The organism is Methylobacillus sp., assembly GCF_036844465.1.
GTDB lineage: Bacteria > Pseudomonadota > Gammaproteobacteria > Burkholderiales > Methylophilaceae > Methylobacillus.
Genome location: NZ_DAIUFW010000001.1, coordinates 441,077 through 462,262, shown reverse-complemented (window position 1 = coordinate 462,262; position 21,186 = coordinate 441,077). Strand labels below are relative to the sequence as shown.

The 21,186-nt window shown below is 53.6% G+C and carries 23 protein-coding genes and 1 tRNA gene; 23 read left to right on the top strand and 1 reads right to left on the bottom strand.

All coding sequences use genetic code 11. The features are described 5' to 3' along the window. The first annotated feature begins 73 nt into the window (after positions 1-73). The 13 genes from V7Z75_RS02190 to V7Z75_RS02130 all read left to right on the top strand — a co-directional run bounded on the left by V7Z75_RS02190 (position 74) and on the right by V7Z75_RS02130 (position 9,210). Positions 74-577: an OmpH family outer membrane protein gene (locus V7Z75_RS02190; protein WP_334106845.1), complete on the top strand. Its 504-nt coding sequence runs from the start codon at positions 74-76 to the stop codon at positions 575-577. A gap of 20 nt (positions 578-597) precedes the next feature. Further along, positions 598-1,653, top strand: a complete 1,056-nt coding sequence (lpxD, locus tag V7Z75_RS02185) for a UDP-3-O-(3-hydroxymyristoyl)glucosamine N-acyltransferase (RefSeq protein ID WP_334106843.1) — start codon at positions 598-600, stop codon at positions 1,651-1,653. 29 nt (positions 1,654-1,682) lie between these two features. Next, complete coding sequence (gene fabZ, locus V7Z75_RS02180) at positions 1,683-2,144, top strand: 3-hydroxyacyl-ACP dehydratase FabZ (RefSeq protein ID WP_334106842.1); 462 nt, start codon at positions 1,683-1,685, stop codon at positions 2,142-2,144. After that, positions 2,144-2,926 carry an acyl-ACP--UDP-N-acetylglucosamine O-acyltransferase gene (gene lpxA / locus V7Z75_RS02175; protein WP_334106841.1) on the top strand — a complete coding sequence of 261 codons (783 nt, stop codon included), beginning with the start codon at positions 2,144-2,146 and terminating at the stop codon, positions 2,924-2,926. Before fabZ ends, lpxA begins: the two co-directional genes overlap by 1 nt. Positions 2,927-2,941: 15 nt before the next feature. Then, positions 2,942-4,078 carry a lipid-A-disaccharide synthase gene (gene lpxB / locus V7Z75_RS02170; protein ID WP_334106840.1) on the top strand — a complete coding sequence of 379 codons (1,137 nt, stop codon included), beginning with the start codon at positions 2,942-2,944 and terminating at the stop codon, positions 4,076-4,078. An 8-nt stretch (positions 4,079-4,086) separates the two neighbouring features. Then, the gene (gene rnhB, locus V7Z75_RS02165; protein ID WP_334106838.1) at positions 4,087-4,653 is read left to right on the top strand and encodes a ribonuclease HII; all 567 of its coding nucleotides are present in this window, start codon (positions 4,087-4,089) and stop codon (positions 4,651-4,653) included. Positions 4,654-5,005: 352 nt separating this feature from the next. Continuing rightward, complete coding sequence (locus V7Z75_RS02160; RefSeq protein WP_334106836.1) at positions 5,006-6,223, top strand: tyrosine-type recombinase/integrase; 1,218 nt, start codon at positions 5,006-5,008, stop codon at positions 6,221-6,223. Positions 6,224-6,336: 113 nt separating this feature from the next. Continuing rightward, positions 6,337-6,549, top strand: a complete 213-nt coding sequence (locus tag V7Z75_RS02155) for a hypothetical protein (RefSeq protein ID WP_334106834.1) — start codon at positions 6,337-6,339, stop codon at positions 6,547-6,549. 231 nt (positions 6,550-6,780) lie between these two features. After that, entirely contained in the window at positions 6,781-7,188 is a 408-nt protein-coding gene (locus tag V7Z75_RS02150) for a hypothetical protein (RefSeq protein ID WP_334106832.1), read from the top strand. A 114-nt stretch (positions 7,189-7,302) separates the two neighbouring features. Beyond that, positions 7,303-7,518, top strand: coding sequence for a helix-turn-helix transcriptional regulator (locus tag V7Z75_RS02145; RefSeq protein WP_334106831.1), 216 nt, complete (start codon positions 7,303-7,305; stop codon positions 7,516-7,518). A 2-nt stretch (positions 7,519-7,520) separates the two neighbouring features. Then, on the top strand, positions 7,521-7,802 hold the full coding sequence (locus V7Z75_RS02140) for a helix-turn-helix domain-containing protein (RefSeq protein ID WP_334106829.1): 282 nt from the start codon (positions 7,521-7,523) through the stop codon (positions 7,800-7,802). Next, positions 7,799-8,416 (top strand): Rha family transcriptional regulator, encoded by a 618-nt coding sequence (locus V7Z75_RS02135; protein WP_334106827.1) that lies wholly within the window; start codon positions 7,799-7,801, stop codon positions 8,414-8,416. The genes V7Z75_RS02140 and V7Z75_RS02135 overlap by 4 nt, the downstream gene beginning before the upstream one ends. Before the next feature lie 41 nt (positions 8,417-8,457). Further along, positions 8,458-9,210 (top strand): plasmid recombination protein, encoded by a 753-nt coding sequence (locus V7Z75_RS02130; RefSeq protein ID WP_334106826.1) that lies wholly within the window; start codon positions 8,458-8,460, stop codon positions 9,208-9,210. Positions 9,211-10,113: 903 nt separating this feature from the next. Here the strand turns inward: V7Z75_RS02130 and V7Z75_RS02125 are convergent. Next, positions 10,114-10,200: transfer RNA gene (locus V7Z75_RS02125), tRNA-Leu, on the bottom strand. A gap of 44 nt (positions 10,201-10,244) precedes the next feature. Here V7Z75_RS02125 and rnr point away from each other — a divergent pair. The 10 genes from rnr to V7Z75_RS02075 all read left to right on the top strand — a co-directional run bounded on the left by rnr (position 10,245) and on the right by V7Z75_RS02075 (position 21,186). Beyond that, the gene (rnr, locus tag V7Z75_RS02120) at positions 10,245-12,770 is read left to right on the top strand and encodes a ribonuclease R (RefSeq protein ID WP_442919854.1); all 2,526 of its coding nucleotides are present in this window, start codon (positions 10,245-10,247) and stop codon (positions 12,768-12,770) included. A 4-nt stretch (positions 12,771-12,774) separates the two neighbouring features. After that, on the top strand, positions 12,775-13,527 hold the full coding sequence (gene rlmB, locus V7Z75_RS02115; RefSeq protein ID WP_334106825.1) for a 23S rRNA (guanosine(2251)-2'-O)-methyltransferase RlmB: 753 nt from the start codon (positions 12,775-12,777) through the stop codon (positions 13,525-13,527). 238 nt (positions 13,528-13,765) lie between these two features. Further along, positions 13,766-14,191: a nucleoside-diphosphate kinase gene (ndk, locus tag V7Z75_RS02110; protein WP_334106823.1), complete on the top strand. Its 426-nt coding sequence runs from the start codon at positions 13,766-13,768 to the stop codon at positions 14,189-14,191. A gap of 12 nt (positions 14,192-14,203) precedes the next feature. Beyond that, positions 14,204-15,292 (top strand): 23S rRNA (adenine(2503)-C(2))-methyltransferase RlmN, encoded by a 1,089-nt coding sequence (rlmN, locus tag V7Z75_RS02105; protein WP_334106821.1) that lies wholly within the window; start codon positions 14,204-14,206, stop codon positions 15,290-15,292. Further along, on the top strand, positions 15,289-16,032 hold the full coding sequence (pilW, locus tag V7Z75_RS02100) for a type IV pilus biogenesis/stability protein PilW (protein ID WP_334106819.1): 744 nt from the start codon (positions 15,289-15,291) through the stop codon (positions 16,030-16,032). The genes rlmN and pilW overlap by 4 nt, the downstream gene beginning before the upstream one ends. A 2-nt stretch (positions 16,033-16,034) precedes the next feature. Next, positions 16,035-16,970 (top strand): helix-turn-helix domain-containing protein, encoded by a 936-nt coding sequence (locus tag V7Z75_RS02095; RefSeq protein ID WP_334106817.1) that lies wholly within the window; start codon positions 16,035-16,037, stop codon positions 16,968-16,970. A 45-nt stretch (positions 16,971-17,015) separates the two neighbouring features. Further along, positions 17,016-18,257, top strand: a complete 1,242-nt coding sequence (gene ispG, locus V7Z75_RS02090; RefSeq protein WP_442919859.1) for a flavodoxin-dependent (E)-4-hydroxy-3-methylbut-2-enyl-diphosphate synthase — start codon at positions 17,016-17,018, stop codon at positions 18,255-18,257. Between the two features lie 24 nt (positions 18,258-18,281). Beyond that, entirely contained in the window at positions 18,282-19,541 is a 1,260-nt protein-coding gene (gene hisS, locus V7Z75_RS02085) for a histidine--tRNA ligase (protein WP_334106814.1), read from the top strand. Continuing rightward, positions 19,538-20,371 carry an ABC transporter ATP-binding protein gene (locus V7Z75_RS02080; RefSeq protein WP_334106813.1) on the top strand — a complete coding sequence of 278 codons (834 nt, stop codon included), beginning with the start codon at positions 19,538-19,540 and terminating at the stop codon, positions 20,369-20,371. The genes hisS and V7Z75_RS02080 overlap by 4 nt, the downstream gene beginning before the upstream one ends. After that, on the top strand, positions 20,371-21,186 hold the full coding sequence (locus tag V7Z75_RS02075; protein ID WP_334106811.1) for an ABC transporter ATP-binding protein: 816 nt from the start codon (positions 20,371-20,373) through the stop codon (positions 21,184-21,186). The genes V7Z75_RS02080 and V7Z75_RS02075 overlap by 1 nt, the downstream gene beginning before the upstream one ends.

Sequence of the window (21,186 nt, the reverse complement as noted above, 5' to 3'; positions counted from 1 at the left end):
TCTGGCAAGGTTGTCAGATGCAGTTAATATCTATATGGAAAACATTTAAAGCTTGAATATCAGGAGAAGTTAATTGAATAAGTTGTTGAAAAGTCTGTTGGTTGCTGGTGTTTTCTCGGTTGCTACCAATGTGCAGGCTGCGGAGTTGAAGATTGGCTACGTGCAGGTTGACAAGATCCTGCAGGAAGCACCACAAACTGCGGAAAGTGGGAAAAAGCTGGAGAAGGAATTCGGCCCCCGCACAGCCGAACTGGACCGCTTGCAGAAGCAGATTCGTGATCTTGAGACTGCGCTTGAAAAGGATAGTTTGACCATGTCCGAGGCTGATCGCCGCAACAAGGAGCGTGATGCGTCCAACCTCAAGATCGAATTCCAGCGCAAGCAGCGTGAATTGCGCGAGGATGTCAACCTGCGCAAGAACGAGGAGCTGGGCGTGTTGCAGGACAGGATCAATAAAGCAGTGACCTCTGTATCCGAAGCGGAAGGTTATGATTTGGTCGTGTATGGCGGTGTAGCGTACGCAAACAAGAAGATCGACATTACCGATAAGGTATTGAAATCGCTGGGCAAGAAGTAAACAAGTTCTAGTACGATTGCATGAGTAAGTCGTCCTATTCCCTGCGGGAAATTGTATCCAGGCTGGGAGGTGAGTTGCAGGGTCAGGACGATATCCTGATCACGCGAGTTGCTTCTCTTGTCAATGCCCGGGCAGGGCAGATCAGTTTCCTGACTGATTCTAAATACCGAGCCGCATTGGCAGCCACCCAGGCCAGCGCTGTCATATTGAAGCCGGAGCATAGCGATGCTACGGTCCTGCCGCGTATCCTGACAGATAATCCCTACGCATACTTTGCCAAGGTTTCCGAGTTGCTTAATCCGGCTCCAAGTTACGAACCGGGGGTAGCTACCACCGCAAGCATTGCGTCAAGTGCGACGGTGCCTGCTAGTTGCACCATCATGGACCATGTGGTGATCGGTGAGCAGGTTGTCTTGGGCGAACATGTGGTTATCCAGCCTGGCTGCGTTATTGGCGAAGGTGTGGAAATCGGCGCTGGCACGGTGTTGCATGCCAATGTGACGCTATACCATCACTGCGTGATCGGTGAGCGTTGCAATATATTCTCCGGCTGTGTAATCGGAGGGGATGGCTTTGGCTACGCGCCTGAGCACGGTCGCTGGGTGAAGATTCCCCAGGTCGGCCGGGTAGTCATTGAAAATGACGTGGATATCGGCGCGAATACCACCGTGGACCGTGGGGCTATTGACGATACCATTATCCACGAAGGTTGCAAGATCGATAACCTGGTGCAGATCGGGCACAACTGCCGTATAGGTGCGCATTCCGTGATTGCGGGCTGTGTAGGTATTGCCGGTAGTGCTGTGCTTGGACAGCAGTGCCGCATAGGCGGGGCGGCAATGATACTGGGGCATCTTGAAATTGCGGATGGTGTGACGGTATCGCCTGGGAGTATGATTACACGATCATTGACCAAGCCGGATACCTATACGGCATTGATGCCTTTCCAGAGCCATGATGATTGGCTGAAGACTGCGGCTGGAATCAGGCGATTGGGAGAACTTGCGGACCGGGTCAAGCAATTGGAGAAACAATTGTCTGCCTTGCAGACCCCGATTTCCGGCGAGATTAAATAATAATTTGATGTTGAGAAACGAGAAAAGCCATGACTGAACAAGCGATGACAAGCATGGATATTCATGAAATACTGAATTACCTGCCACACCGATATCCTTTTGTGTTAGTGGATCGTGTGCTTTCACTGGAGTTGAATAAGGAAATTGTGGCGGTCAAGAATGTCACCATCAACGAGCCTTTCTTTCCGGGTCATTTCCCTTACCATCCAGTTATGCCAGGCGTGCTGATCGTGGAAGCCATGGCGCAGGCTGCAGCCATATTGTCGTTCAAGACCATGGGTTCCAAGCCTGACCAGAATTCCGTTTATTATTTTGCAGGCATGGACAATGTGCGTTTCAAGAAACCCGTCTCGCCTGGCGACCAGCTTGTTCTCAAGGTCAGCATAGACCGCATATTGCGTGGTATCTGGAAGTACAAGGGCGAAGCCCTGGTGGATGGCGCAGTGGTGGCCGAGGCGGAAATGATGTGTATCCTGAAAGCGATTGAGTAATGGTTGAACCCAGGATACATCCTACTGCGATCGTGGATCCGCAGGCTGAGCTGGACTCCACGGTTGAAGTAGGCGCTTTCAGCATTATCGGCCCTGGCGTGCGCATTGATGCGGGCACCCGTGTCGCCAGCCATGTGGTGATCAAGGGGCCGACTACCATAGGTAAGGACAATCAGATATTCCAGTACTCTTCCTTGGGCGAAGTGCCGCAGGACAAGAAATACAAGGATGAGCCTACATTGCTGGAAATTGGCGATGGCAATACGATTCGCGAATTTTGTACTTTCAATCGCGGCACTGCGCAAGACAAAGGCACCACCAGGATAGGCAGCCATAACTGGATCATGGCCTATGTACATATCGCGCATGATTGCGAGGTTGGCAACCATACCATTTTTGCCAATAACTCTTCTTTGGCAGGCCATGTGGATGTGCATGACCATGCCATTCTGGGCGGCTTTACCTTGATCCACCAGTTCTGCAAGATCGGCTCCCACGTCATCACCGCAGTTGGTTCGGTTGTGTTCAAGGATATTCCTCCTTACGTCACGGCTGCCGGTTATGATGCGAAGCCCCACGGCATCAACTCCGAAGGCCTCAAGCGCCGAGGTTTTTCCGCTGACAGCATCATGCAGATCAAGCGCGCATACAAAACCGTGTATCGCAACGGCTTGACCTTGGAAGAGGCCAGGCAGCAACTGGCAGAGCAGAAAAAGGCTGTGCCTGAGCTGGATATCCTGGTTGATTTCCTCAACCATTCAACCCGCGGTATTGTTCGTTAGAAACAGGGTAGGTGTATGCCGACCATAGGAATTGTGGCCGGAGAGGCTTCGGGCGATCTATTGGGCAGCCATTTGATCAGGGCGCTGAAGAAGCAACGGCCTGATCTCAAGTTTATTGGCATTGCCGGCCCCAAGATGATAGCGGAGGGCGCGGAAACCCTATTCCCGCTGGAGCGCCTCTCAGTGCGTGGCTATATCGAGGTGTTGCGGCATTTGCCTGGCTTGCTCAAGCTGCGCAAGCAGGTCGCACAGTATTTCCTGGAAAATCGTCCCGATGTGTTCATCGGCATAGATGCCCCGGATTTCAATTTCACCCTGGAGCGCCTGCTCAAGCAGCAGGGTATCCCGACCGTGCATTATGTCAGTCCTTCCATCTGGGCTTGGCGTCGGGGCAAGATCAAGAAAATCCAGCAGGCGGTATCCCATATGCTGGCATTGTTTCCTTTTGAGCCGGAAATCTACCATCAGGTGGGTGTGCCGGTAACCTACGTCGGCCATCCTCTAGCGGATATGCTGCCATTGGAGCCTGACACCGAGGGCGCGCGCGAGGAACTCAAGCTGCCGCAAGCTGCGCTGGTAATTGCCATGCTGCCGGGAAGCCGTCAAAGCGAGGTGCAGCAACTGGCCAGCCTCTATGTCAAAACTGCCAAACTCATTGCTGCAAGCCGTCCCGATGTACATTTCTTGGTGCCATTGATCACGCGCGAAACTCGGGCTATCTTCGAACGGGCACTGTATGTCAATGGTGGGGAAGACTTGCCGATCAAGATTATGTTCGGGCATGCACACCGCGCCATGGAGGCAGCGAATGCTGTTGTAGTTGCTTCCGGTACGGCAACGCTGGAGGCTGCCCTGATCAAACGCCCCATGGTGATTACCTATCGCATGCCAGGCTTGAGTTGGCAGATATTGAAGCGTATGAAATACTTGCCTTACGTTGGCCTGCCCAATGTGCTGGCTGGCCGTTTCGTAGTGCCTGAATTGTTGCAGCACGATGCCGTGCCAGAAAAGCTGGCCGCTGCCCTGCTGCAAATGCTCGATGACAAATCCCGGCTCGCCGACATTCGAACAGAGTTCTACCGAATACATGAAGTATTAAGGCAAAACACCGAGGAAAAGGCTGCGCAGGCAGTCTTGTCGCTTATCAAATGAGTGGAGGCATGGTGATATGCGGTGTGGACGAAGCGGGCAGGGGGCCGCTGGCTGGTGCTGTCTATGCTGCTGCGGTCATCCTTGATCCGGCACGGCCTATCATCGGTCTTGCGGATTCCAAGACCCTGAGCGAGAAAAAGCGCGACAGACTTGCCATTGAAGTCAAGGAACATGCTCTGGCTTGGGCCATTGCTTCATGCAGCGCCGTGGAAATCGACGAGATCAACATTCTGCAGGCAAGCATGCTGGCGATGAAGCGAGCAATTGAACAGCTATCAGTGCAACCGACGGAGGTATTGGTCGATGGATTGCACTGTCCCCACATTGCCATCCCTGCGCAGGGCATCGTCAAGGGCGATAGCAAGGTGCAGGAAATTGCTGCAGCTTCCATCCTCGCCAAGACTGCGCGGGACCGCGAAATGTATGAAATGCACGAGCGCTATCCGCAATATGATTTTGCCAGGCACAAAGGATATCCCACTGCCCATCACCTTAAGCTGCTGGCCGAACATGGCGCTTGCGAAATCCACCGCCGCAGCTATGCGCCGGTCAGGAAAGTGCTGGGATTAATTTAGGTGCTGCAAACCTGAAGCAATCAGTGATTGAGAATTGTCTTAGACCTGTCACAGGTTTAATGGGACAATAAACCATGCAAGTAGTCCATCAAATCTTTTTACGGGTAATTAGACAGGTAACAAAAAACCGCATCAGCTACAAAGTAAGCATTGATGCGGTTTTCAAGGAATCATTTGGTGCCAGAAGAAAACCAGAATAGTCATCCAGGGTAATCTGATCTAATCCAGAAATATCCTCGTAAAATCCTTTTGTCATAGGGTGTTGTAGAAAATACTGTGCAACGCCATCCAAAATAGTCCAACACAATCCAGTAAGTTTTTGGTATAGAAACTTCGGTAGTACCCGAACGCTATGCCTAAACTCGCCAAAGGTCTCACAATCAAGCAGATTGATGCCGCCAAGCCAGGAAAGACGCTGGCTGATGGGCGTGGTTTGTCATTGGTTGTTGATACAGGTGGAAATAAGCGCTGGGTGTTTCGCTATACACGCCCTGACGGCCGCCGGAACTGGATCGGCTTGGGCTCATATCCTGAAACCTCTTTACCTGTGGCTAGAGCACTTGCCCAGAATCAACGAGAGACCCTTGCTGGTGGGATTGATCCTGCTATCGCAAAGAAAGAAGCCAAGCAGCAACTCAAAGCCAGCGTCCGGGGAACCTTCAAGTCTGTGGGTGAAGAATGGCATGCCCACAAATCGAAAGGCTGGGCCTCAGAAACGGCGCGAAAGGCCAGGGAGGTGCTAGACGATTACCTGTACCCTAAAATCGGCTCTAAAGCGATTTCTGAGCTTTCTAGTGCTGATGTCAAACCTGTGCTGCTGTATGTTCATGAGCGAGGCCCAAGATTGGCCGTGAAGGCTAGGCAGTACGTGAACCAGATTGTGGACTATGCCATTCAGGAAGGCTTGCGTGAGGAGGGCAAGCTGCTATCCCTCAAGGGCGTGCTGCCCAAGATGGAGCGAGCGCATTACGCTGCAGTGACCAAGACCAACGACTTGCCCAGTATGTTGAGCAAGATCAACAGTATTGAGTCACACAAAATGCGGGTGGCTGTACAGACCCTGTTATATACCGCTTCACGTCCTGGTGTGGTGGCGGGCATGCTCAAATCAGAATTGGATCTGGAGGCAGGGGAGTGGCACGTATCAGCCAGGCGAATGAAAACAGGCAATGACCACATCACCCCATTACCCAAGCAGTTGATCCCGTTGCTGCAAGAGGCGATTGCCTACAGTGGCAACTCCCCATTTGTGTTCCCTGGTGAGCGTGATCCAATCGGCAAGCATCTGAACAGGGATAGCATCAGCAAGGCATTACGGGAGGCTGGCTTGCGTGGTGTGACGGTTTCTCATGGTTTCAGGGCGACATTCAGAACCATTGCTCGTGAGCGTCTGCGGATTGATCCTGATGTGCTGGAAGCCCAGATCGCCCATGCCAAGAAGGATGAGATACAAGCTGCCTACGACCGCGCGCAGTTCCTGGAGGAGCGCCACCAGATCATTCAGCGATGGGCAGATTACATTGATGCGGTACAGAATGGGGCGAAGGTAATCCCATTGAAAACGGCATAAAGAGCAACACCGCCGCCTGACGGTATCAGGCATTAGCGGGAAGGCTGGTTAACTGTGAGAGGTGCACCAGCCAACCCTTACCACAATGCAATACTTCACAGGAGTATCACGCTATGGCTGGCGCCGATTCTACACTATCCCAATCTGGGAATGAGTACAGCAATTTCAATATCAAATTAGGACGACTGCTTTTTAGCGATCCTCAGCGCGATAGGCAACGTGCAATAGTAGTCGCCAATCATCAAGATATTGTTGCTGGTATTGAAGCTCTAGACCTTGTAAGAGTGGACTTTAAGGCATGCCGATTGCATTTCTCAGTGCAATGAGGAACTTATCAAAACATTAAGCAGCACCATATGCCGTTTAACTCAAGATAGTGAAATTATTGCATTGGTTAGGCACATTGAATATTTAGCGGGCGATTCTATGAATGAGGTAAATGCTGCAATGGAGCAGGTCGGAGCACATTACGTATAGTTGTCATTGTCTCAGCTAGCCAGACTGGGAGAGACTTTCCCTCTGTCTGGCTGGTGGGCAGATGCTTAAGGGAGGGTGGAGTGAAAAAGCAAATCGCTATTGATAGATTTTTAGATGAGTTTGAGGCTCAAAACATTACTCAAGAAACGCTTAATGCACTTTATTTTCATTTGTCTCATGGTCAGAAAGGGAGGCCGGAAAATTATTTACGCCCATCATTTATGCTTGCCGCGAGAGCGGGATTAACAGTTGCTGAGATAGCGAGTCTAACCGGTAAAGATGAGCGAGAAATTCAAAAATATGTGCAGAAAGCCAAGGAAAAAGGCTGGAAAGTTTTGGGTAGTTCTAATGAGGATGGTGAAATTAAGGTAATTGTGAGTGGAAAAATTGATTGGGGACGGCAAAAAAACATAGAGGTGATGTATGTGTATAACATCATAGTTGGAGACGAAGGGTTATTGTGGAAAAGGGAAATTCTTCCACTCTAGCGCCAATTAATCACATTTATTGGCATGTTTTGATCTGCCTTTAAACTATTTAATTCATTCCCATCTAGTGCCGCACGGTGCAGCGCTAATCAATCCAGCCAAAAGGATTTGAATATGGGACTGAATCAAGCCACACAACAGTTTTACCGCCTGCCACAACTCAAAGCCTTGTTGGGCGTTTCTAGATCCACCATTTGGAGCTGGGCGAAACAAGGGCAATTCCCCAAACCTATCAAGCTATCTGCCAATGTCACCGCCTGGAAGGCCTCGGATGTTGAAGCATGGGCGCAAGCCCGTATTGAAGCTAGCCAAGGTAAGGAGGCCGCCTAATCATGGACAAGAAAAAAGGCCACCCGAAGGCAGCCCCGAAGAACACCGGCAAGCATAACGATAATTCAGCCAATTCACAACGCACCCGATTGGTAGAGCACCTGCAAGAGCATGGCTCAATCACCACCATAGAAGCCAGGCGCGATCTTGATATTCTTGCGCCAGCCCCTCGCATCCTTGAGCTGAGGGAACGTGGCTGCAAGATAGATACCGTCTGGACTAACGACATTACCGAGCAAGGCAAGCAGCACCGCGTAGCTCGTTATGTATGGAGGGCAGCATGAGCCACCAGTCTTTAATCCATATCCAGGTAAAAGCCGAGCCTCGCATTGATAGTCGATTGATTGCTGATAGCCTGGGGATAAAACACCAGAACACCTACGAGCTGATCAAGGACTACAAAAGCGACTTTGAGCAATTGGGAGTAATCCGGTTTCAAACCGGAAAACCACCCAAGGGTTCGGCTGGTGGCAGGCCTGAGCACTATGCCATGCTCAACGAAGATCAAGCCTATCTGTTACTCACTTACAGCCGCAATACTGCCAAGGTTCGCGCCCTCAAGGTGAAGCTGGTTCAGGCGTTCCGCGATGCTCGGAAAGCCTTAGAAACCCATCAGACCGAGTATCTGCCCGGTTATCACGCGATGCATGATGAGCTGGCGAATCTCGATGCCCACAGCCGCCACATTCACATGAACTTTAATAAGCTGGTTAACAAGGCTGTAGGCATTGGCGCCAGGGAACGTAGCGCCTTGCCATTTCCACACAAAAGCATGCTGGTGGCGGCGCAGTTCATTGCAGCAAGTGCAGCCCATGGAGCTAGTAATGGGAAAGAAGCCTATCAGAGAGCCAAGGTAGCACTGCAGGCATTAATCCCACCAGCAATCCAGCTTGTCTAGGGGAGTCAGTCATGACAGAAGCAAATTGGATTGGCTAATCGATGGCCTCCAGTCACATATTCCGGCTGGGACGCATCAAGGGCAAGAGTGGCATAGAGGAGGCACTCAAGCACAATCGCAGAGAGATACAGCAAGAGCGTGGCGCTGGTGGGCATATTGATGCTAGCAGAAGCTCGCTTAATTACTCTCTGTATGGTGACGGGAGCGCTCGGGAAATCGCTGTACGCGCAAAAATCGCCATGCTTGAGGCTGGGATAGAAACGCCCCGTAAAAATGGCGTGATGGGCGTGGAGATCCTCTTTAGCCTCCCTATTGACTGCCACCAGCAAGATAACAGGCCATTCTTTGAGGATTGTTTGTCTTGGGTGCAACGCAATATGCAGGGTGAATTGCTGGCTTTTGATGTTCACTTGGACGAAGCAGCCCCGCATGCCCATGCCGTGATATTGCCGCTGGTAGATGGTCGCATGCAGGGACGTGACATGATCGGCAATACGGGCAACATGAACCGTCTGCGTAACCTGTTTTATAGCGAGGTAGCAAGGCAATATGGGTTAAGCCAAGGAGGTGCAAAGCTAAGCGAGAAGGACAAGGCCATGCTGGCCAAGGATGTAATCAAAGCCCTGTCCAGTGATCCGGTGCAATATTCTGCCTTGTGGCCTTTCGTGAGCGATGCTATCCATGCTGACCCTGCACCATATGCCCAGCATTTGGGAGTAACACGCCAGCCTGCCAGGAAGTCTGCAAGATCGTTTGTGCAGATCATGACATCGACCGGTCACGGAAAAGCATAAAACGCTATATAGCGAATTAGGGGCAAAAAACACAATTCGCTATCCTGTGTATAGCGTTTTCATCTCGGACGGTTTCAATTGCGAGCAAAAGGAAACATTTAAATGGGCAATTCATTCGCAGCAGCATTGCGAGATTCGCAGACAAAACAGGCGCCAGGTTGGATGTAGTGGTTCAAGAAACCAGGAGAGAGATATTCACGCGGATTGTTTTGAAGAGCCCGGTGGACACTGGAAGATTCAGAGCGAATTGGCACATTGAGCGCGGTCCGGGTACTTACACAACCAAGAAAACATCAGTCGATCTCGATGCACACTCGCGCTTTGCTGCAATACCCATTTCACAACCAGTCTGGATCATCAATGCCCTGCCTTATGGGCCAGTGCTTGAATATGGGCGCTATGGCACTGGTCAATGGGCTACAGTAAAGACCACTAGGGACGGTTACTCAGTCCAAGCACCCTATGGCATGGTACGTGTAACAGTTTCAGAGTTCCATGACATAGTGCGGGATGCTGTTGCCCTTGCTAAGCGACTTTAATGTCTGACTCCCCCTGAGTTTTCGGAGTCCATAAAAAAGGGATTTTCTTTAGTCCATAAAAAAGGGGGAATTATTACAGTCCGTAAAAAGGCTGTTGAGAAATGTTGGGGTTTGCTTGAATTTCTTGACTCGATAAAAGGTGAGAGTTTTCTGACTCGGTAAAAAGCCGGAGTGAACTGGGTTTGATACTGAGGGCTGGTAGAGGCAGATATTGTCTTAGACCTGCAATGGTTTTAATGGGACAATGCCCGCTAATGAGTTTGAGGACTGGGTCTAGGCAAGTGTTTGAAGGTATATTTTTAGGTATAGAAACAAAAATGCACCGCCTGAGATTCAGTAACGGTGCGAGTTTTGATCAATCATTTGGTGCCCAGAAGAGGACTCGAACCTCCACAGTGTTTCCACCACTAGGACCTGAACCTAGCGCGTCTACCAATTCCGCCATCTGGGCATCGAAACGTCGATGAGCCGCGCATTTTATAGGAAAGTTATACTTTGTCAACGAAAAAAAAGCAGATTGAAAAAATAAGCGTGAAGAAGGTTGCCTCGCAACGCCAGGCCAAAGGAGCGAGAGCGAAGGATCCCCATGCCGTAAGAGAGTCGGAGAAATACGCCCATCCATTGCCCAGCCGGGAGTTTATTCTTTCCGTGATGGAAGAGCAGGGGGTGCCGGTCACGGTGGAGCAGCTCTATAAGCTGGTGGGGATCAAAAAATCCGAGCAGGAGATTTTCGGGCGGCGCCTGGCGGCGATGGAGCGTGACGGCCAGCTTATCCAGAACCGCAAGGGGGCGCTGTGCATCACAGGCAAGGTCAACCTGTTGGCTGGGAAGGTGCAGGGCCATCCTGATGGGTTTGGATTCTTCATTCCCGATGGCGGTGGGGACGATTTGTTCCTTTCGCCGCGCGAGATGGCGCAGGTGATGCATGGCGACCGTGTCATGGTGCGGCCTGCGGGTACCGACAGACGGGGGCGCCCCGAGGGGCGTATCGTCGAGGTGCTGGAGCGCGGGACCAGGACATTGGTGGGGCGCGTGATCAGCAGCCATGGCGTAACCATCGTGGCGGCGGAAGATAAGCGCATGAGCCAGGATATCCTGATTCCCTATCACCTAGATATGGGCGCCAAGGATGGCCAGGTGGTGACGGTGGAGCTGACTGAGCAGCCGTCGCAGTATGCCAAGCCAGTCGGCAAGGTGATTGAGGTATTGGGGAATTATGCGGATGCAGGCATGGAGATCGAGATCGCCTTGCGCAAGCATCATTTACCTTATGAATTCTCCGAAGCCGCGCTCAAGCAGGCGAAGAAATATCCCAAGCAGGTGCGCGCTGCCGATTGGAAGGGTCGCGTGGATTTGCGCGAGCTGCCTCTGGTAACGATAGATGGGGAAACGGCGCGCGACTTTGACGACGCAGTGTATTGCGAACCTCAGGGCAAGGGCTGGCGTCTGGTGGTGGCGATTGCGGATGTGAGTTTTTATGTGAGGCCGGGCGACGGTTTGGACAAGGATGCCTACGAGCGCGGCAATTCGGTTTATTTCCCGCGCCGCGTGATTCCCATGTTGCCCGAGGAATTATCCAACGGACTATGCTCGCTCAACCCGAATGTGGACCGGCTCTGCATGGTGTGCGATATGCAGGTCAGCAGCACCGGCCGTATCGGGCAATACAAGTTTTACCCCTCTGTCATGCGTTCCAAGGCGCGCATGACCTATACCAAGGTTTTTGACATGATTAGCAATCCCGAGGGCGATGTTGCGCGGGAATATGCATGGCTGATGCCGCATGTGCAGCACTTGTACAGCCTGTACAAGGTCATGCTGGCCGCACGGGAAAAACGCGGCGCGATCGAGTTCGAAAGCAACGAAACCGTGATGGTGTTCAATGACAACGGCAAGATCGAGCGCATTGAGGTCAGCGTCCGTAACGAAGCGCACCGCCTGATCGAGGAATGCATGCTGGCAGCCAACGTCTGTGCTGCCGATTTTGTCGGCAAACATGACCATCCGGCCTTGTACCGGATACATGACGGTCCGACCGAGGAAAAGCTGGAGGCGTTACGCACTTTCATGGGCGAGTTCGGCTTCACGCTAGGTGGGGGTGATACGCCGCATGCCAAGGATTACGGCAAGTTGCTGGCCCAGATCAAGGGACGGCCTGATGAACAGTTGTTGCAGACGGTATTGCTGCGTTCCATGCAGCAGGCGGTCTACAGCCCTGATAATATCGGCCATTTTGGCTTGGCGTACGAAGCCTATGCCCACTTTACCTCACCTATCCGCCGTTATCCTGACCTGCTGATTCACCGTGCCATCAAGGCGGTATTGAATGGCGAGCAATATAAGGCCGGGGATTGGCAGGAGCTGGGCAAGCATTGCTCCATGACCGAGCGGCGCGCTGATGACGCAACGCGCGATGTGGAAGCCTGGCTCAAGTGCTATTACATGCAGGACAAGCTGGGTGAAGAGTTCGACGGTACTGTGGCTGGAGTGACTGGCTTCGGCCTCTTCGTGGCGCTGGACAGCGTGTATGTCGAGGGCCTGTTACATGTCACCGAGCTGGGTAACGATTACTTCAATTTTGACAAGGTCAGGCATGAAATGCTGGGCGAAAGAACCGGTGTGCGCTACCGTTTGGGAGATAGGTTGCGGGTCAAAGTGGCACGTGTGGACCTTGAAACCAGCCGCGTGGATTTCAGCTTGGTTGCCAGGGAGGATCAAATACAGGCATCATCCGCTTCCGATGAAGCGCCTAAACGGCGTGTAGCTAAACCAGCAGTCGCCAGGCCGCCAGCAAAAGAGGCTGTGCTAGGGGCGGTAGCGGAGAAACCCAAGCGTCGCCAGCCTGCTGTGGCCAAGGTGCCGGAGCCGTTGGTCGAGACTTTGGTGCAGGAGGAGGGCAGCAAGCCAAAGGTGCGCCGAGCAGTTGCAAAACCGGCTGTCAAGAAACCAAGAACCAAACCGCCCCGCGCCAGCAGTGGAAAAAGCCAGGCCAAAGTGACAACCAAGAAGAAAGCTAGTTGATTGAATGAGTGATACCCGTATTTTGTTCGGCTTTCATGCCGTATTGAGCCGATTGCGTCAGCATGGAGCAAGCATCCAGGAAATCCTGATCGACAAGGATAGGGTCGATGCCCGTATGAAGGATTTGCTGCACATGGCTGAAAACGCCAATGTGCGCGTGATGCATGTGGAACGCGCCCGCCTGGACGGGATGGCCGGTAGTAATGCCCGGCACCAGGGCGTGATCGCCCGCGTGGTGGATACACCAATTCCTTATAAGGATATCCACGACATCCTCGAATCCGACCTCAAAGAGCCACCGTTCTTCCTGGTGCTTGATGGCGTCGAGGACCCACATAACCTCGGAGCCTGCCTGCGGGTGGCGGATGCGATGGGTGTGCATGCCGTTATTGCGCCCAAGGACCGGGCGGCAGGTTTGAATGCGACGGTGCGCAAGGTAGCTTGCGGCGCAGCGGAAACCGTGCCTTTCATTGCCGTGACTAACTTGGCACGTACCTTGCGCGAATTGCAGGAGGCCGGCGTGTTTGTCGTGGGCACCGCAGCGGAAGCCAATGCTGATCTGGTATCCACCGATTTATCTGGCCCGCTTGCATTGGTGTTGGGCGCGGAAGGAGCGGGTTTACGCCGTTTGACGCAGGAAACCTGCGATGCGCTGATCAGCATTCCGATGTTTGGTTCGGTTGAAAGCCTGAACGTATCAGTTGCCAGCGGGATATGTCTTTACGAGGCGCGTCGGCAGCGCAGCTTGCAAGCTTGATCAGGACTCATCCAACCCGCTGCGGCGGGTTTTTTAATGTGGTATTCCGTGACGGTATTGGCGATGTGATGGCGTCAAGCTGTCATCATAGCTGCTTATTATTGAGTGCGCTCATACCAAGTTGATACAGGAGAGCACAGAGCATTTATCAAGGGTCAGCTTTATTTTAGGCCATTAAAATGTTATTTTATCGGTCTTTTCGTAGTTGTTTTTATCTTAAAATATCTTTGGAGTCATCATGGCTGTTGAACGTACCCTTTCCATTATCAAACCCGATGCAGTTGCCAAGAACGTAATCGGCAAAATCTACACTCGTTTTGAAGATGCTGGCCTTAAGATCATTGCTTCCAAGCAAGTGCAACTGTCTCAGGCTGATGCAGAGGGTTTCTATGCTGTTCATAAGGAGCGTCCTTTCTTTAATGACCTGGTCAAGTTCATGATCTCTGGTCCTGTGGTGGTGCAAGTGCTGGAAGGCGAGAACGCTGTGCTCAAGCACCGCGACCTGATGGGTGCGACTGATCCGAAAAAGGCAGATGCAGGTACTATTCGCGCTGACTTTGCTGACAGCATCGATGCGAATGCTGTGCACGGTTCCGATTCCCTGGAAAATGCCGCGATCGAAATCGCTTATTTCTTCCCGCAATCCCAGGTTTACAGCCGCTAAGGTTTGCAGCGCATGACGGTTAATCTTCTCGACTATAACCAGGCCACCCTCGCAGAGTACTTTCAAGGTCTCGGCGAGAAGCCTTTTCGTGCCAAGCAGATGATGCGCTGGATGCATCATTTCGGCGTGAGCGAGTTTGGGGAGATGACCGACATTGCCAAGGCGTTGCGTGAAAAGCTCGCCAAGGAGGCCGTGATTACGCCTCCGTCAGTCCGTCTCGAACAGGTGTCGGAAGACGGTACCCGCAAGTGGCTGATTGACGCAGGCGCAAATAATGGCGTTGAAACCGTGTTTATCCCTGAGGATGACCGTGGCACATTGTGCGTATCATCCCAGGTCGGCTGCGCGTTGGATTGCTCATTCTGTTCCACAGGCCGCCAGGGATTCAACCGCAACCTGAGCGTATCCGAGATCATCGGCCAGCTATGGGTGGCGAACAAGGCACTGGGCCGCGACCCGAAGGGCGACCGCATCATCAGCAATGTCGTGATGATGGGCATGGGCGAGCCCCTGGCGAATTTCGACAATGTGGTTGCTGCCATGAATATCATGCTGGATGATTCCGCCTACGGCCTGAGCCGCCGCCGCGTGACCTTGTCCACTTCCGGCATGGTACCCGCGATGGATCGTCTGAGAGACGAGTGTCCGGTAGCATTGGCAGTTTCCCTGCATGCGCCCAATGACGCCCTGCGCGATGAAATCGTGCCGATCAACCGCAAGTACCCGATCGCCGAACTGATGGCCGCCTGTCAGCGTTATCTGGAAAAGGCGCCGCGTGATTTCGTCACTTTCGAATATGTCATGCTGGACGGTGTCAATGACACCATGGAGCATGCGAAACAATTGCTGGATGTGGTCAGGGATGTGCCGTGCAAGTTCAACCTGATCCCGTTCAACCCATTCCCGAACAGCGGCTACGATACTTCCAAGCCGGACAATATCCGCCGCTTTCGCGACATTCTCATGCAGGCGGGCTATGTTGTGACCACGCGTAAAACCCGTGGCGAGGATATAGACGCTGCCTGCGGCCAGTTGGCAGGCAAGGTGCAGGACAGGACCAAGCGGTCCTTGCGCCGTATCAAGGTGGAGGCTGTTGCGTGAAAAAATACCTGGTGATGGTTGCCGGGTTGTTGCTTGTTGCTTGTGCTGCCACTGAAACACGGCAGGACACGGAAGCCTCCCGTGAGCGTGCCCAGGCGCATACCGAACTTGGCGCTGGCTACTATGCCCAGAACCAGATCGCAGTGGCGCTGGAAGAGTTTGAAATCGCCGCCAAAATCAATCCGTATTATGCGCCTGCCTATAATGGCCTCGGATTGGTATATGGCCAGCTGCGTGAAGATGAGAAAGCAGATACTGCATTCCGCAAGGCATTGCAGCTTGACCCGAAAAGTTCAGAAACCCGTAACAATTACGGCAGTTTCCTTTGCTCCCGTAATCGCATTGATGAGTCCATTACCCAGTTTAACGAGGCAGTCAAGAACCCGCTTTATGTAACGCCTGGCGTTGCCTATATGAATGCAGGCACTTGTTTGCTACGCAAGCAGGATACCAAGCAGGCTGAGCTTTACCTGCGACATGCGCTGGAATTGCAGCCGCAATTGTTCCAGGCTGGTTATCAATTGGCGGTAATTTCCTTTAACAGGGGTGATTATGTGAATGCGCGTAATTACCTGAACCCTGCATTGGACAGCGGATCCCCGACGGCTGAAATGCTGTGGCTGGGAATCAGGCTGGCGCGCCAGGCGGGTGATCGGGACAAGGAAGCCAGCTATGCCTTGCAGTTGAGGAGAACTTTTCCTCACTCTGAGCAGGCCAAACAATTGTTGTCAGGACAGTAATAATGAGTGAGCAAAATTCTCCTGAACAGGAATTACAACCGGCAGCAGCCAATATTGACCGGCTCGGCCCGGTGCTGACTGCTGCGCGAGAAAAGCAGGGGCTGAGCGCTGAAGATGTTGCCAGCCGTTTACGGCTGGGCTTGCGCCAGGTACATGCCTTGGAGAATGATGATTTTTCTGTATTGCCAGAGGCGGTGATTACACGCGGTTTCATCCGTAACTACGCACGTCTGCTCAATATTGATGCTGCGCCTTTATTGCGAGTTTACAGTCAATACGTGCCCGCACAGGAAAATCAGGCAATCAGTGTTCCCTCCGCCAATATCGTCCTGTCAGGTGAAGCTGGCAATATCTCGTGGCGGCCCTATATCCTGTTCGGTGTCTTGTTAGTGGTCTTGTTGTTTGGCTGGGTATTGTATGTCGATTATTTCCAGAAACATGCTCCGGATGCAGGTTTGCCAAATGGCACTATCGCTGAGATCCTGGGAAATACGGATATTCCGCTTGCAGACACGGATGGCACATCATCGGCATTGCCGCAACAATCCGTGCCGCCAGTTCAGGCGGATGCGCCTGTTACCGTTCAACCAACGGAACCCACTGATGCTCCTCCTGCAGCACAACTTTCACCACAGGCAGCGCCCGCCGTACCCGTTACTCCAGCTGAAACAGCCGGAGCAGGGGAGCAGCCTGCTGCTGAGGGAGCAAACCTTAAGTTTTCAGTAACAAGTCAAACCTGGATCAGCGTTTCGGATGGCAATGGCAGGCAAATATTGAACAAGACTTTGCTGGCGAACAGCGAGGAAACTGTCACTGGCAAGCCGCCATTGCGCATCATCATCGGCAACACGACCGGTACCAAGCTTGAATACAACAATAGCCCTGTTGACCTGGCTCCTTACACCAAGGTCAATGTGGCGCGTCTGACGTTGGAGTAGTTCTTGGATTATCAAACTCTCAGTCGGCGCACTACCAAGACCGTGATGATCGGCCATGTCCCGGTAGGCAGCAGCGCGCCGGTGGTGGTGCAGTCCATGACCAATACCGATACCGCAGATGCCGCTGCGACCGTGCAGCAGGTCTATGAACTTTGGCGCGCAGGTTCCGAAGTGGTGCGGATCACCGTGAATTCCCCGGAGGCTGCCGCGCAGGTATCCACGATCAGGCGGCGGCTGGATGAGATGGGATGCAGTGTTCCATTGGTCGGGGACTTCCACTTCAATGGGCACCGCCTGTTGGCGCAATATCCTGATTGCGCGGAAGCGCTGGCCAAGTACCGCATCAACCCGGGCAATGTCGGCAAGGGTTCCAAGCGTGATGAACAGTTCTCTGCCATGATCAAGGCGGCGATTGATTATGGCAAGCCGGTGCGCATTGGCGTTAACTGGGGCAGCCTGGACCAGGCGAAAATGGCGCGCATGATGGACGAGAACTCCAAGCGCGCAGCGCCTTTGAGCGCCGAAGCCCTAATGCGCGAGATGCTGATCCAGTCGGCATTGGAGAATGCGGCCGAAGCGGAAGCGCTGGGGCTGCCCAGCGACCGCATCATTATTTCCTGCAAGGTGAGCGCGGTGCAGGACCTGATCCGGGTTTACCGTGACCTTGGCGGACGTTGCGATTACCCCTTGCACCTGGGGCTGACGGAAGCAGGCATGGGTTCCAAGGGCATCGTGGCTTCCACGGCCGCATTGTCCGTGCTGCTGCAGGAGGGCATAGGTGATACCATCCGCGTCTCCCTGACGCCGGAGCCTGGCGAGCCGCGCACCAAGGAAGTGGTCGTAGCGCAGGAAATCCTGCAGACCATGGGCATACGCTCTTTCACACCGCTGGTCACGGCCTGTCCGGGTTGTGGACGCACGACCTCGACCTTCTTCCAGGAACTGGCTCAGTCCATTCAGCGTTATTTGCGCGACCAGATGCCCATCTGGCGCAGCCAGTATCCCGGTGTGGAGAATATGAGCGTAGCCGTGATGGGTTGCGTGGTAAACGGTCCGGGCGAATCCAAGCTGGCCAATATCGGCATCAGCCTGCCGGGAACCGGCGAAGTGCCTGTCGCGCCTGTCTACGTCGACGGGGAAAAGACCGTGACCCTCAAGGGCGATGGCATCGCAGACGAATTCAAGCAAATCGTCGAAGAATACGTGCAAACTCATTATGCTGAAGGCGGCAAACTGCGCCAGGTGGAAAATTCCAGGTCTAGGACCATTCCACTCAAGGCTATTTAAGAATAATCAACTCACTCCCATCCCATGTCCGAAAAGTTTCAAAGTATCAAAGGGTTTTATGACATCCTGCCGGTAGAAACACCGCTCTGGCAGCGCCTCGAAGACGGTGCCAGACATGTTCTGACACAGTACGGCTATCGCAATATCCGCCTGCCGATTGTGGAGCCGACCGAGCTCTTCATCCGTGGCGTGGGCGAGCATACCGATATCGTCGAAAAGGAAATGTACTCCTGGGAGGACAAGCTCAACGGCGACCGCCTGACCTTGCGCCCGGAAGGCACCGCGGGCTGCGTGCGCGCCGTGATCGAGCACAGCCTGACTTATAACGGCCCGCAGCGTTTGTGGTACATGGGGCCGATGTTCCGCCATGAGAATGTACAGAAAGGCCGACAACGCCAATTCCACCAGATCGGCGCCGAGGCGTTTGGCTATCAAGGCCCGGATGTGGATGCCGAGCAGATCGCGATGCTGGCGCGCCTGTGGCGCGAACTGGGCGTGGCGGATGCAGTTGAACTGCAATTGAACACGATTGGCGATGCCCACGAGCGCGCCGAATATCGCCAGGTATTGATCCGTTATTTCGAGCAGCATGCAAATATCCTCGATGACGATGCCAAGCGCCGCCTGCACGCCAATCCACTGCGTATCCTCGACAGCAAGAATCCTGTGATGCAGGCCATGATCGAGGCTGCACCCAAGCTGCTCGACAACCTGGGTGAGGAAAGCCGTTCCCATTTCGACGAGCTGACCCACCAGCTTGACCAGCTTGGCGTCAAGTGGACGCTGAATACCCGCCTGGTGCGCGGCCTGGATTACTACAACCGTACTGTGTTCGAATGGGTGACGGACAAGCTGGGCAGCCAAGGCACGATAGCGGGTGGCGGGCGCTACGATACGCTGGTGCAAAGCTTGGGCGGAAAGAAAACGCCGGCCTGCGGCTTTGGTATCGGCCTGGAGCGTGTGTTCCTGCTGATGCAGGAATGCGGTGTCACTGCGTCGAACAGCCCTGATGTTTACCTAGTCAATGTGGGAGAAGTGGCGGCCAGGGCCGCCTTGCCGATTGCGGAAGCCTTGCGGGACAGCGGCTTGGCCGTGAACCTGCACGCTGGCGGCGGCAGCTTCAAGTCGCAGATGAAAAAAGCCGACCAGAGCGGCGCGCCGTATGCGCTGATCCTGGGCGAGGATGAAGTGGCGGCCAGCGAGGTCTGCCTGAAACCGTTGCGCGAAAACGGCGAGCAACGCAGAATGACGCTCTCAGAAGTTATCGAGGCATTGCATACATGACCGAACTGCTGCGCATCCAGAACCTGACCATTGCGCCCAAGGCCGAACCGGAGCGTTTGCTGGTCAACCAGGTTTCGTTTGCGCTGGAGGCGGGCAAGACGATTTGCATCGTGGGCGAGTCCGGCAGTGGCAAGAGCCTGACGGCGCTGGCGGTGATGGGCTTGCTTTCCAAGCAGCTGCAGCTGAAAAGCGGCCAGATCCATTTCAAGGGACAGGATATCGCCCATGCGGACAATGCTGCGCTGCAGAAGATCCGCGGCAGGGAAATCGGCATGATTTTCCAGGAGCCCATGACTTCACTCAATCCGGTGCTGACTGTGGGTTACCAGATTGGTGAAAGTCTAGCGCAGCATCTCAAGCTGGGCGGGTCAGCTCTCAAGTCGCGTGTGGCTGCATTGCTGCAGCAGGTGGGTATTCCGCCGGAACGGGCCAACAGTTATCCAGATGAATTGTCGGGCGGCCAGCGCCAGCGCGTCATGATTGCCATGAGCATTGCCTGCGAGCCTTCCATGCTGATCGCCGACGAACCTACTACGGCGCTCGATGTGACTGTGCAGGCGCAAATCCTCAAGCTGCTGGATGATCTCAAGCAGCGCATGAATATGGGCATGCTGTTCATTACGCATGATTTCGGCGTTGTGGCTGATATTGCCGACGAGGTAGTGGTAATGTTCCGCGGCGAGGTCGTCGAATACGGGCCGGTGGCCGAGGTATTGCACCACCCGCAGCATCCTTATACCAAGGCATTGCTTGACTGTGTACCGGATGCCGAAGGCAAGAAGCCACTCAAACCCATTGATTATGCTTGGTTGAATGCGGGAGTAGCCTGATGAATACGATGCTGGATCAGCCTATTCTTACTGCGAACAAGCTAAACAAGACTTATACGCAAAGAAGCGGGCGCTTTGGCTTCGGCAGCAGCAAGGTCAAAGCGCTGGACGATGTCAGCATCACCTTGCGCGCCGGTAGCACGCTGGCGGTCGTGGGCGAGTCGGGCAGCGGCAAATCCACTTTGGCAAGATGTCTGTTACAATTGCAGCCGCTGGACAGCGGCGAAGTCATGTTCCAGGGCAGCAATCTGGCCCGCCTTTCCGGACACGCCTTGCGGCAGGAACGCCGCCACCTGCAGATGATTTTCCAGGATCCCTTTGCCTCCCTTAATCCACGTATGAAAGTGCGGGATATCGTGGGAGAAGGGCTAGTGATCCATGACATCGGCACTTCCCGCGAGCAGCAGGACAAGGTGGCGCAGATGCTGGAGCGGGTCGGCCTGAGCACTGCCGACATGAACAAGTATCCGCATCAGTTCTCCGGCGGGCAGCGCCAGCGTATTGGCATTGCTCGCGCTTTGGTACTACAGCCCAAGGTCGTGGTGTGCGACGAGCCGGTTTCTGCGCTGGATGTGTCTATCCAGGCGCAGATTCTGTTGTTGTTGAAAAACCTACAGCAGGAGATGAACCTGAGTTATCTCTTCATCACGCATGACCTGCGCGTGGTGAGGCATATCGCGGACGAGATTGCAGTGATGTACAAGGGGCGTATCGTGGAAGAGGGCACTGTGGACGATGTCTACGCGGCTCCCGCCCAGGAATATACCCGTAATTTGTTGAATTCTATCCCCGGACGCAAGTCCATGGCGGCGTAA